This is a genomic window from Pantoea dispersa, assembly GCF_035783935.1.
Classification (GTDB): Bacteria; Pseudomonadota; Gammaproteobacteria; order Enterobacterales; family Enterobacteriaceae; genus Pantoea; species Pantoea dispersa_C.
Map to the genome: position 1 here is coordinate 22,146 of NZ_JALKOV010000007.1, position 12,243 is coordinate 34,388.

At 57.4% G+C, this 12,243-nt stretch carries 12 protein-coding genes; 3 read left to right on the plus strand and 9 right to left on the minus strand.

Annotation, left to right across the window (positions count from 1 at the left end; all coding sequences use genetic code 11):
* Positions 1-20: 20 nt before the first annotated feature.
* The 3 genes from MXF20_RS14230 to MXF20_RS14240 all read right to left on the minus strand — a co-directional run bounded on the left by MXF20_RS14230 (position 21) and on the right by MXF20_RS14240 (position 2,973).
* The gene (locus MXF20_RS14230; protein WP_325969937.1) at positions 21-848 is read right to left on the minus strand and encodes a glycosyltransferase family 8 protein; all 828 of its coding nucleotides are present in this window, start codon (positions 846-848) and stop codon (positions 21-23) included.
* 22 nt (positions 849-870) lie between these two features.
* Positions 871-2,253: a D-arabinono-1,4-lactone oxidase gene (locus MXF20_RS14235; RefSeq protein ID WP_325969938.1), complete on the minus strand. Its 1,383-nt coding sequence runs from the start codon at positions 2,251-2,253 to the stop codon at positions 871-873.
* A gap of 78 nt (positions 2,254-2,331) precedes the next feature.
* Positions 2,332-2,973: a TetR family transcriptional regulator gene (locus tag MXF20_RS14240; RefSeq protein WP_325969939.1), complete on the minus strand. Its 642-nt coding sequence runs from the start codon at positions 2,971-2,973 to the stop codon at positions 2,332-2,334.
* Positions 2,974-3,184: 211 nt separating this feature from the next.
* Here MXF20_RS14240 and MXF20_RS14245 point away from each other — a divergent pair, with 211 nt between their 5' ends.
* The 3 genes from MXF20_RS14245 to MXF20_RS14255 are packed head-to-tail and all read left to right on the plus strand — an operon-like array spanning position 3,185 to position 5,785.
* On the plus strand, positions 3,185-4,012 hold the full coding sequence (locus MXF20_RS14245; RefSeq protein WP_325969941.1) for a MetQ/NlpA family lipoprotein: 828 nt from the start codon (positions 3,185-3,187) through the stop codon (positions 4,010-4,012).
* A gap of 11 nt (positions 4,013-4,023) precedes the next feature.
* The gene (locus MXF20_RS14250; RefSeq protein WP_325969942.1) at positions 4,024-5,148 is read left to right on the plus strand and encodes a methionine ABC transporter ATP-binding protein; all 1,125 of its coding nucleotides are present in this window, start codon (positions 4,024-4,026) and stop codon (positions 5,146-5,148) included.
* Entirely contained in the window at positions 5,129-5,785 is a 657-nt protein-coding gene (locus MXF20_RS14255) for a methionine ABC transporter permease (RefSeq protein WP_325969943.1), read from the plus strand. The genes MXF20_RS14250 and MXF20_RS14255 overlap by 20 nt, the downstream gene beginning before the upstream one ends.
* Before the next feature lie 145 nt (positions 5,786-5,930).
* Here the strand turns inward: MXF20_RS14255 and MXF20_RS14260 are convergent, their stop codons facing one another.
* The 6 genes from MXF20_RS14260 to MXF20_RS14285 all read right to left on the minus strand — a co-directional run bounded on the left by MXF20_RS14260 (position 5,931) and on the right by MXF20_RS14285 (position 12,236).
* Complete coding sequence (locus MXF20_RS14260; RefSeq protein WP_325969945.1) at positions 5,931-7,202, minus strand: TonB-dependent receptor; 1,272 nt, start codon at positions 7,200-7,202, stop codon at positions 5,931-5,933.
* A gap of 105 nt (positions 7,203-7,307) precedes the next feature.
* Positions 7,308-8,696: an FAD-binding oxidoreductase gene (locus MXF20_RS14265; protein ID WP_325969947.1), complete on the minus strand. Its 1,389-nt coding sequence runs from the start codon at positions 8,694-8,696 to the stop codon at positions 7,308-7,310.
* A gap of 55 nt (positions 8,697-8,751) precedes the next feature.
* Positions 8,752-9,549 (minus strand): ABC transporter permease, encoded by a 798-nt coding sequence (locus MXF20_RS14270; protein WP_325969948.1) that lies wholly within the window; start codon positions 9,547-9,549, stop codon positions 8,752-8,754.
* Positions 9,549-10,376, minus strand: a complete 828-nt coding sequence (locus MXF20_RS14275; protein WP_325969949.1) for an ABC transporter ATP-binding protein — start codon at positions 10,374-10,376, stop codon at positions 9,549-9,551. The genes MXF20_RS14270 and MXF20_RS14275 overlap by 1 nt, the downstream gene beginning before the upstream one ends.
* Positions 10,373-11,344, minus strand: coding sequence for an ABC transporter substrate-binding protein (locus tag MXF20_RS14280; protein ID WP_325969951.1), 972 nt, complete (start codon positions 11,342-11,344; stop codon positions 10,373-10,375). The genes MXF20_RS14275 and MXF20_RS14280 overlap by 4 nt, the downstream gene beginning before the upstream one ends.
* A gap of 13 nt (positions 11,345-11,357) precedes the next feature.
* The gene (locus MXF20_RS14285; RefSeq protein ID WP_325969952.1) at positions 11,358-12,236 is read right to left on the minus strand and encodes a creatininase family protein; all 879 of its coding nucleotides are present in this window, start codon (positions 12,234-12,236) and stop codon (positions 11,358-11,360) included.
* Between the last annotated feature and the right edge of the window lie 7 nt (positions 12,237-12,243).

Sequence of the window (12,243 nt, forward strand, 5' to 3'; positions counted from 1 at the left end):
AATCGCGCCGTTATCAGCCACTAATCCGCGCCCAGCTCCCACCACAGCTTATCCAGCGCATAATAGCGGTCGCGCTGTGCTTCCGGCTGATTCAGGTCGCGCTTCCACGGTTTGGCGAGAATGTAGTGCAGATTCTTCACCTCGTCGTCATGCCATAAGCCGGCATGCTGGAATGGCAGGGTTTTCAGCGCGTTATAAATGTACGGTAGCGGCAACCAGCGTCCGGTAAACACTTCGTTAAGCAAATCCTGTTCGGAGAACGGATAGCGCCGCAGGTCGTTGATCTCTGCCACTTTCTGCTGCAGCCAGTCGAATACCGCCTGATCCGGCTGCAGCACCAGAAAGCCGCCGTTGAGATAGTGATCAAGGTCGGCCGGGGGAGTTTCACCGCGCGCCTGCCAGGTGTAGTGACAGTGCTCCGGCTGCCAGCTGTCAGGATAGCTGGCGATGTGATTCGGGTTGCAGCGGCAGGCGTGACAGGCCGCCAGCGCATGCTTGCCGAGGTCGAGCGTAAACAGCTCATCCATGTTGCGCAGCACCAGCATATCAGCATCAAGAAACACCACGCGTTCGCAGCCGGTCAGTTCCCAGGCGCGCAGTTTGCTCCACACTTCGCCAAACTGTGCCGAGGCATAATGCTGCTCCAGCGCGGCGTCCGGCATCAGCGGCTGGACCGGATGGATCACACAGCCCAGCGCCTGTAATGTTTCGCGCATGGTCAGATCGATGGCATCAGTGACCATCACAATCAGCGGCCAGCGCGTTTCGCTGCGTTTTAATGAGCGGTGCAGGGCTTTAACCCCGACAAAATAGTCCGGCTGCGTCAGCAGCGTTACCCAGGCGTACATAGATTCTCCCCATCAAACTCAATCAATCAAACAAAGCCGTGACGTAGTCATTGCTAAAGCGGTGCGTCGGATCCAGTTGTTCACGCACCGCACGAAACGCATCCCACTGCGGATAGATGGCGCGCCACTGATAGCGTTGGGGATCGTAATATTTGCCCCAGTGTGGACGTCCCCCTTCCGCCGCCAGCAGTTTTTCCACTTCGGTCAGGAAGTGCAGTCCGTCCTGCGACAGTGAGCCGTCATCCGCGTAATACACCACGAAGCCAAAAAAGCAGGTCGGCTGCTGATGTGCCGGGCTCATCCACGCCTGCGAAGCGCCGGTGCAGCGCAGGATGATGGGATAGTGCATATGCGGACGGTTCTGCGCATACCAGGCTTTGATCTTGCTGATAATCTGCGGCGTTTTGGCCAGCGGCACGCCGATCTCAACGTTGATCTGCGGTACGGCGATACCGCGACAGAACAGCTGGTAGATATCGCCGCTGATGTCGGTGAAATCACGGAAGCGGGTGACGGTGCGGAACTGCTTACCGCCTTTACCGTGAATCTGCGTGTCGCGATGCATGTGCTCCAGCGTCTGATCGATGGTGTCGTTCAGGCTGCTGTCAGCCTGATCGCCGTGCTCAATCACCTCGCGCTGGTTGTCATACCATGCCTTACTGTCTTCCGCACTGGCCACATCGGCGTTCCACACGTGCATCAGGTTGTCATCGACAAACCACCAGGCTTTGCTCAGTGCGTGCTGCTCATTCCACGTCAGCAGGTCCTGCTCCAGCGTATCAGCGGAGGCAGCAAATTTATGGCAGGTAAACAGGTGAAACGGCTGCGTGCGCAGCGTAATGGCGGTAACGATGCCGAGCGCGCCCAGCGAGACCATCGCCGCCGGGAAATCGGCATCGCCACGCTGAAACTCGCGCACGCTGCCGTCGGCCAGCACCATGCGGATGTGCAGCGCTTCGTCCGCCAGCGAACTTTGCGCCAGTCCCTGACCGTGCGTGCCGGTTGCCAGCGCGCCAGCCAGCGTTTGCACCGCAATCACGCCGGGCGAAGAGGCCAGCATGCGATCTATTGCCGTCAGGCTGTCATAAACCTGCTGCAGCGGCGTGCCGGCGGCAAACGTTACGCTCTCATCATCCTGGGCGAGAATGCCGCGCAGGGCGCTGAGATCCAGCAGCACGTCCTGCGGCTGTACGCACAGCATGCGACCGGGCGACAGGCGGCTGCCGAGCACACGCACTTTGCCGTGCGAGTCGCGCAGCAGCTGCTGCAGTTCAGCTTCACTGCGCGGCTGGTGCAGCTGCTGACGCTGGCCGACGACCGAGTTTTGCGCCCAGTTCCACAGCGCAGGGGCGCGATCGGTATTTTGCGTGTTGCGTAACGGATAGAGGAGAGCATCTTTCTTCACTACTGCGTTCCTTAATCTGAGGTCTGTGACGGTACCGTTTATTTGATCAAGCGTAGACCATCACAGCGAACCCGCAGATTACGGGGCTTTGCGGATATAGCGCAGCGTGGCCGTGACCGCCAGCTGACGGTTTCGGCGGATGCTGTCCTCTTCACTGTCGTTGGGGGTAAACAGCGTGTGGAAGGTGTAGCGATTCGAGACGTGGTGCACACAAATACTGCTCAGCAGGCGGTGCACGTCCACGGTATCCAGAGTGTCGATGAAAATGCCCTGGCGCTGGCCGCGCGACAGGATGTCATCCAGCAAATCGAGGGTACTTTTGTTCATCGCTTTGATGCGCTCAGACTGCACGATGTAGCGCCCGCGCAGCAGGTTTTCGGTACACACCAGGCGCATAAAATCGGGGTGCGTCACGTGATAGTCAAAGCTGGCTTCCACCAGTTTAACCATCGCCTCTTCCGGCTCCAGCGTCGCCAGATTCAGGCCGGTTTCGTGCTGGCGAATCGCCTGATACACCTGCTCCAGCACCTCGATATACAGCTTCTCTTTGTTGATGAAGTGGTACACCACCATGCGTTTGGTGGTCTGCGCCAGCTCGGCAATCTGCTCCATCCGCGCGCCCTGCATACCGTACTCGGCGAAGGTTTGCAGCGCACCGGCGAGGATGCGTTTTTTCAGCCCTTCCGGGTCGTTTTTACGTTTGGGTGTGGTATCCGACATAGCGCTCAACAGGTTCATTCAAACAGGCATGGTATCACAGCCGTCCGCAGCCTTTTGGCGCGACGAGCGACGGCGTGGCTTTATTCATTTCAGGAATAGCATTTCCGGATAAATCATAATACGGGAATAAGCAACTGCGTATACTGCGCGTATCTGTCGATCACGGCAGCTTATTTTGACACGCGTAATAATAACACTCAGGACATAATTTATGCACACACGCCTTGCATCAGCCAAAAATAAATTGTTGTTAACTGCCGCGGCGTTACTGCTCGCCGGCAGCGTGGTCGCGCCGTTTTCGGTGGCGCAGGCGGCGGATAAAACTGCGGTCAGGGTCGGCATCATGAGCGGCGAGGACGAAGACGTCTGGCGCGAAGTGATCAAGCAGGCGGCGGCGAAAGGCCTGACGGTAAAAACGGTGATTTTCAATGATTACAACCAGCCCAATGAAGCGTTGCAGAACGGTGAAGTAGATGCCAACGCCTTCCAGCATCAGCCGTTCCTGAATAACCAAATCAAGGTCAACCATTACGATATCGTGCGCGTCGGCGATACCGCCGTCTGGCCGATCGGTCTCTATTCGAAGAAAGTGAAAAGCGCCGCCGGTCTGAAAGAGGGAGCGGTAATCGGCGTGCCGAACGATCCGTCGAACGAGGCGCGCGGTCTGGTGCTGTTGCAGCAGCAGGGGCTGATCAAACTCAAACCCGGTGCCGGTATTGCCGCGACCACCGCCGACATCATTGATAATCCCCATCACCTGAAAATCAAAGAGCTGGATTCCGGCATCATTGGTCGTTCGGTGCCGGATCTCGATGCGGCCGTGGTCAACACCGACTGGGCGCTGAAAAGCGGCCTGACCGCGGCAGATCGCATCGCGCAGGAGCCGGTAAAAGATAACCCGTACAACAACTTTATCGCGGTGAAAAAAGAGAACGTCAATGCACCCTGGGTGAAAACGCTGGTGGCTTCGTACCAGAACGATGCCGTCAGAACGGTGTTTAACAAGGTCTACAAAGGCACCGGCGAAACCGCCTGGTAAGGAACAGATCCATGACGCTCTTTTCCGAAGCCACCGTGCCCCTGACTGCCGTGGCGCGCGGCGTGATCGAGGAGGGACAAACACGCGAACGCGTGGCGCAGCACAACAACGTGGTGCGTTTGCAGGGCGTGTCACGCCGTTTCGGCCAGACGCAGGCGCTGCGTAATGTCTCACTGACGCTGCAAAAAGGCGAAATCCTTGGCCTGATTGGGCGCAGCGGCGCCGGGAAATCCACGCTGATCCGCTGCCTTAACGGGCTGGAGCAGCCGGACGAAGGGGTAATCGAGATTGAAGGGCGGCGTATCAGCGGCCTGTCGGAACAGCAGCTGCAGGCGGTGCGCAGTCGCGTCGGCATGGTGTTTCAGCACTTCAATCTGCTGTCGGCGAAAACCGTGGCGCAGAACGTGGCGCTGCCGCTGAAAATAGCTGGCATGGACAAGGCGCAGCGCAACCGGCGCGTCACGGAACTGCTGGCGCTGGTGGGGTTGAGTGATAAGGCCGGACACTATCCGGCAGCGCTCTCCGGCGGGCAAAAACAGCGCGTGGGGATTGCCCGCGCGCTGGCCGCCAGCCCGGCGCTGCTGCTGTGTGACGAAGCCACATCGGCGCTCGATCCGGAAACCACCCGCTCGATTCTTGCGCTGCTGAAATCACTCAATCAGCAGCTCGGAATCACCATCCTGCTGATCACCCACGAGATGGAGGTGATCAAGTCGGTAGCACAGCGCGTGGCGGTTATCGACGCCGGAGAAATTGTCGAGCAGGGGCCGGTATGGCAGGTGTTCGCTCATCCGCAATCCGCGCTGACGCGCAAGCTGCTGCGCGGTCTGCTGCCGCAGTTGCCGGAGCATCTCGCTGCGCGGCTCAGCGAACAGCGTCAGGGGGAGGCGATCTACAGCGTTCACTTTGCCGGCGTGGCCGCGCAGGGGGATTTGCTGACGCCGTTTGCCCGCGCTCTGCCGGGGAAATTCCGCCTGCTGCAGGGCGGCATCGACCACATTCAGCACTACGCGGTCGAGCGTTTCTTTATTGCGCTCCCGGCTGCCAACGCGGCCGATGAGTATCAGGTTCTCAGCTGGCTGCGCGCGCAGCAGGCACAGGTGGAGTGGGTCGGTTATGTCGCCAGTGATGATTGATTTACTGCTCAATGCGTTGGGTGAAACGCTGCTGATGACGGCGGTGGCCGGCCTGTTTTCGCTGCTGGCCGGCTTGCCGCTGGGGCTGATTCTGGTGACCACCAGTCCCGGCGGCATTGCTGAACACCGTACGATCAACCGCCTGCTGGGGCTGGTAATCAACGGTTTTCGCTCGCTGCCATTCATTATTCTGCTGGTGGCGCTGATTCCCTTTACCCGTCTGCTGGTCGGCACCTCTCTCGGCACCTGGGCGGCGATTGTGCCGTTATCGATCACCGCCACGCCGTATTTTGCCCGGGTGGCGGAAGTTTCACTGCGCGATGTCGATCGCGGGCTGATTGATGCGGTGCGTGCCATGGGAGCCAGCAAATTACGCATTGTCTGGGAGGTGCTGATTCCGGAAGCGCTGCCGGGCATTCTTTCCGGTTTTGTCGTCACGCTGGTGGCGCTGATTGGCGCTTCGGCAATGGCGGGTGCCATCGGAGCGGGCGGTCTGGGCGATCTGGCGATTCGCTACGGTTATCAGCGTTTTGACACCGCGGTAATGGTGGCCGTAATCGCCGTACTGATCGTGCTGGTGTGCGGTATCCAGTGGCTCGGCGATCGGCTGGTGCAGCGCATTGATAAACGCCACTGAGGCACGCGTCTGCGCGGGTAATCACGCCTGCTGGTGGCGGCGAATAGCCTTAAGAAGCGTTACAGGCTCCTGTTACAAGGAGCCTGTAACGGCAGGGTGAATCCCTGCTGACGTTTAAGACAGGTCATGCTGCGTTTATTCAGGGTTAAAAATCGTATTGCAAGCTCAAACGATTTTGCCAGAAATGTGAATCGTACAAAGGTGATGTCTGCACGCCAGCAAAATCGGTCACGCTCAACCCTTTTAATACGCCGCTGAATGCCCAGGTGAAATAGACCAGATATTCCGACTGGTTAATGCTGGCCGACTGCGCCGAGGGTTTTAAATCCATAAACGAATATTGTGTCCCCAGAGAGAGATTCTCATTAAGAGCGTAATTCAGGTTGGTCATATAGGCATTGCCGCTGCCCAGATCCTGAGTACTGGTGAAAAACGGCTGGGCGAAATAGGGCCCTGATGAACTGTTGTGCGCATAAGGCACCACCAGGGAACCGTTACCCCAGCTGTTGGGACTGGCAGCAATGTGGTCGTAGCCTAATTTCCAGTTCAATGCCGGGGTGAAACTCAGCGCGAGTTGAGCACCGTAAGAGGTGCTATTGACCTCACCGGCCAGCGCTTTACCCAGGCTGGTACCGCGAATAAACTGCAGGGCGACATCAGGCTGCAACAACGTATCCTGCCACTGCAGATGGCTCTCGCCATACACCACGCGGGAATAATCAGCATATTCCTGATACCACAATTGTCCGGTGAGTTTTTTATTATCCCACTGCGTGCCTTGTCCGCCGCCAATTGCCCACATGCCGTTGGTGCGCTCATCAATATCCGTATAGGCCGTGGTATTCAGGAACTGATCGTCGCCCCACGGCTTATAGCGCCAGACTTTGGTCGCATGCAAAAATTGCGTGCTATCGCCATAATTGGCATCAACGCCCCTGAAGAGTATCGGTGTAATACGCCAGTCATAGTCACCAACAAAGGGAATATTAATGCGTTGATCGCCGGCGGTGATTTTAAACGTATCCTGCTGCCAGCTTAAATAAGCCTCACCGATATTGGTCTGATTATCGCCAATGTCGCTGATGGTATGCGCTTCATCAGGATGATCAATCCCGCGCAAAAAGATGGCGCTGACGCCGGCGCGAAAACCATAGGCGGGGGCCGTTTCATATTTCACACTGCCGCCGTAACTGGTGGTGTCCTGATTAAACCCTTTAGAGAAGTACGCATTGTGCGTGGAGTAGTAGAGCGTGCGTAAACTGCCGCTAACGGTACCGCAGGTGAATATATCGCTAAAGCTGTCAACGCCGCTGGCATCGTAATGACAGTCGCTGATATTACTCTGTGTCGCCGCCAGTGCTGCTGGCGCGAACGGGAAAAACAGCGCAAGTAAACCGACACGTTTTAGTGCTCTCATTGCATGATCCCTGAATAAACACACCTGGTTAAAGAAAGCGTCACGATGCCTGCCGGGTGAGGTGCTCACCCGGCAGTTCGCGATGCCGTAACGGAGAAATAGTGATTAATTAACGCCTGGAATATGCACCGCCGGTAAGGTCTCACGCACATCCCAGCCGCGCAGCTTGCCGGGGTTTAATAAGTTGTGAGGATCGCAGGCGCGTTTTATGGCCACGACATCGGCCCGTACCATGCCTTGTTTACCATCCTCAATATGAATCACGTGGGGGTTATTTATTTTCACGTTATTACTGCGATAGATCTCCATAATTTCATTGAGTCGCTCCTCGCTGCGGTAACGGATCAATGGCAGACCGCTGCAGGTGAGCGTGCCGTTCATATCGCGCAGAAACTCAATATGCGACATCACTTCATCCGATAATTCGGCTTCCATCGCCAGTGCCTGTTGATAATAATTATCCGGGGAATATGCGGTTTGCAGATAGGTCAGGGTCTTGTCGATCTTCAATGCCTGTAAGGTCGTGTGGTTCCAGCAATATTCAATCAGGGAGTGGCCGCTATTTTCACCTTCGGCAAAGTGCAATGCATTGCGGCCATGGTGTTGCGCCACAAGGGCGGGCAGCAGACCATCACTCTCGCTTCCTGTTACCGAAATGACACCGTGTTGCCCCTTAACCTGCGCATCCGCTAAATCGCTGAAATAATCCAGTACCGGTGCGGCAAACACGGCAATCTGGCGTTTAACGATGCCCGGCGACCGCGCCAGCGCATCGGCATAAGCCATCGCGGAAGGAAAATCGGCAAAGGTATCCAGACGTTCGATCCAGTCATGGCAGGGCGCCAGCGCCAGTTCGATCTCCAGCACGATGCCATTGCTGCCGTAGGCGTGATGCAACAGCAGCGCATCCGGTGCCTGCAAGGTGATGATGCGCGGCGTCTCTTCCATGGTCATCATCCGAATCGACAGCACGTTGCCAGGCGCGGCCAGTGGACCGTAGTTAATCGATCCCACCCCGCCAAAACCGCCGCCAAACAGCCCGCCAAGTGTGGCAAGTTTCCAGGTTGAGGGCATGCAACGCAACTCCCAGCCGTGCGGGCGCGTATGGGCTTCGAGATCGCCTAATCGGATACCCGCCTGCGCGCGCACCGTACCGGTGCCCAGCGCGGTGACGCTGTTCAGGCGTGTCATGTCGACTATCACACCGCCATTGAGCGGAATCAGCTGGCCGTAGTTGCCGGTGCCGCCACCGCGAAGGTTCAGTGGCATACGGGCTTTTGCACAGGCGGCCACCACAGCCAGCAGCTCGTTTTCATCGCGAGGACGCACGGCCAGCTCGGCAAATTTCTCTTCCAGCTGGGATTTCAGCACCGGGCTGAACCAGTGAAAGTCGCGTGACAGACGTTTCACTTTCGGCGCTTCTTTAATCCACTCCAGTTCCGGCAACGCCGCGACCAGCGCCGCCAGGGCAGACTGGCGATCGGGTTCAGACATGTAATGCTCCTGTTCGTAGGGGGGCGCAGGGCGGAGGTTTTCCGCCCGTTTGGCATTAATTCGGGCTTAACTCACTCTCGTGCCAGGCGGCTAATACGCGGCGCGTCAGCCACGACATCAGGGCAAACAGCAGAAAGCCGGCCAGAGAAATCAGTAACAATGCGGCAAACATCAGCGGGATATTGAGTTGATAGCCAGCCTGTAAAATCTGGTAGGCCAGCCCGGTATCCGTGCCGCCGGTGCCCGCCACAAACTCCGCCACCACGGCACCAATCAGTGACAAACCGCTGGAAATACGCAGCGCGCCAAAGAAGTAAGGCAATGCAGATGGAATGCGCAGGCGGAGTAAAATTTGCAGCCGCGAGGCATGGTTCAGCCTGAAGTAGCTCAGCAGACCCGGCGACACGCTGCGTAAACCCTGGGTGGTGCTGGAGATGATCGGGAACACCGCCATCAGGGTGGCGCACACCACCAGCGATGCGGTGGTGTCTTTCACCCAAATAATGATCAGCGGTGCAATGGCCACGATCGGCGTGACTTGCAGAAAGACGATATAAGGAAATAGCGCCGTCTCGATAAACCGATTTTGCACCAGCAAAAAGGCAATCAGGCAACCGATCACCGTTGCCAGTGCAAACGAGATCAGCGTGATTTTCAGGGTGTAAAGCAGCGACATAAACAATGCAGGAAAGTTTTGCGCCAGGCTTTGCGCCACTACCACCGGCGAAGGCACCAGAAACGCCGGGACCTTAAACGCGGTAACCAGAAACTGCCATAGCAGCAGCATGGCGACGGCCACCACCGCTGGAAACAGCCACTGTTGAAATCTACGGTTTGCTGCGAGCGGTTTCATTACTGGCTCTCCTGACTGGCTGCCAGCAAGCCGCGCTGCAGCAACTGCGCATAATGGGTAAACGGCTGGCTGACACGAAACGCATCATCACGCGGCTGGCTGGTGTCAATGCGGATATCATCCACCACGCGGCCCGGTCGTGCGGCCATCATGATCACCCGCTGCGACAGGAATACGGCTTCCTGAATGGAGTGGGTAACAAACACGACCGTCAGCTTCTGTTCCTGCCACAACTCCAGCAGGTCGCTGTCCAGTTTGTTGCGGGTGATTTCGTCCAGGGCGCCGAACGGTTCATCCATCAACAGCACCCTGGGGCGCGTCACTAAACCGCGAGCAATCGACACCCGCATCTGCATGCCACCGGAAAGCTCGCGCGGTAATACGTGACCAAACTGGCCCAGGCCAACCAGTTCCAGAATCTCGCGCACGCGGGTATCGGCTTCGGCGCGCGGAACGCCCGCCAGATCCAGCGGCAGGCGGACATTCTTGTGCACGCTGCTCCACGGCATCAGGGTGGCTTCCTGAAACACAAAGGAAAGCGGCAGGTCACGTTGATTCTCCCGGCGATCGCGGCGGAACAACATCAGTTTGCCATCGCTGGGTTCAATTAAGCCGGCAATCATTTTCAGCAGCGTACTTTTGCCACAGCCGGAGGGACCGAGCAGTGAGACAAACTCGCCCTGACGCACCGTCAGTTCGACCGGCAGCAGCGCACGCGTCCCGTTGGGATAGATTTTCTCCGCGGACAGCACCTCAATCGCCGGCGGCGCTGCAGGCCGCGGCTGGCTATCCGGATTGATCGGCGTTATGTTGCTGGCGGTGTTCATGGCATGACCTTAACGTCTTTGATGAACTGCAGCGTGTAGCTACCTGCAAACGGCACTTTGGCCGGATCGATCAGCTTGTTATCCACCAGCAGTTGCCATGTCTGTTTGAGACGTGGCTCGGTAATGATACCGATACCCGCCGTTTGCGCATCACCGCCCGTCAGCATCTGATATTTCTTCATCTGGGCAATGCCGAAGGCGATCTGCTCCTCGCTCATCTGCGGATTCTCTTTGCGGATCAGCGTATTGCCAGCGCGCGGGTCCTGCAGATAGTTTTTCCAGCCCTGCATTGAGGCTTTAACGAATGCGGCTACCGCTTGCGGACGTTTTTCAATGGTTGATTTCATACACACAATACTGTTGCCGTAAGGCGGATAGCCCCATTCGCTGATCGGGTAGACATTGGCTTGCGCATGGGCTTTCTGCACCGCAAAAGGTTCCGAGGTGATATAGCCCTGCTGCACCAGCGTTTTATCTGCCAGGAATGGCTGGATGCTGAAGGTGTAAGGGCGCACGCGCGCATTTTTCAGGCCGAGCGCACTTTGGGCCCACGGCCAGTAGGAGGTGTAAGCTTCCGCCGCCAGCAGGAAGGTTTTGCCTTGCAGATCGGCTTTATCTTTCACATCAGGATGGGTGAGAAAAGCAATCGCCGAGTGCTGGAACGTGGTGGCAACGGGCATGGCTTCCACGCCTTGCTGCCAGGATTCCAGTGCCTGCATGTTGTCGCTGATGATGCAGTCCGCCTGACCTGCCGCCATCAGTTGCATGGTGTGAACCTGTGGGCCACCCATTTTCAGGGTGACGTCCAGCCCGGCATCTTTATACAGATTCTGCGCCAGAGCCTGATAAAAACCGCCATGCTCGGCTTGCGCATACCAGTTGGTCATGAAGGTGAATTTCTCCGCCGCCATGCTCTGGGCCGACAGCGCCAGCGACAGTGCCGCAATCATGTTTAATTTTTTATTCATCGTCGATCCCCGTTTAGCGCGGTGGTAAGAGTGATGCTGCGTCGTTGTGGTCTAACACTTTGCCCTGCCAGTGACCGGTGCCCCATGCCGGTTCAGCGCGCGTCACCCAGCTCATTTGATGCACTTCGGTGATAACCTGTGCCCAACTTTCCGCCAGCGAATCCAGAATCGCCGCGCCTTGTTCGGGTGTGGAAGGCCGTGGATCGCCAATCACGCCGCTGGGGCCGAAATCATAGGAAGCCCATGCCGCCATCGGTTTACTGGTGGAGAGTGTCGGGCAGGGAAATTCAGGCGGATAATTCGCCACGGCCTGGCTCATCTGCACGGTATCGGGGGCGAGCGCCAGCATCAGCGCGGTTTCCGCGTGACCGGCGTGCATCGCCATTTGGCGCTCTTTATCGTCCATAAAGCTTTCGGCGCAGTTGGGCACTTTGAAGGTGTCCTGCATGATGATGATCATGTCACCGTGGCGCAGACGCAGTTCGCGTGCCGCCATTTGCAGCGGCTGCGGCTGGCCACCATGGCCATTCACCATGAGAAACTTGCGAAAACCGGCGCGATACAGCGATTCACCAATCTCCAGAATGGTATGTAACAAGGTTTCGCCGGTCAGCGTCAGCGTGCCGGGAAAATGCAGGTGCTCATCGGATTTACCGTAGGTGATCGGCGGAATGGCGTACGCGGGGATGTCAGCGGGCAAACGTGCCAGCGCATGCCCGACCACGCCCGCTGAAATCACGCTGTCCACCGCGCACGGCAGATGAGGGCCGTGCTGTTCAATCGCTCCGGTCGGCAAAATGATCACCGTGTTGGCTTTATTATCCAGCGTGGCAATGTCGGTCCAGCTCAGATACGGCAAAAAGCGGTTTGCCGGGATATAACCATGCAACATACTGTTT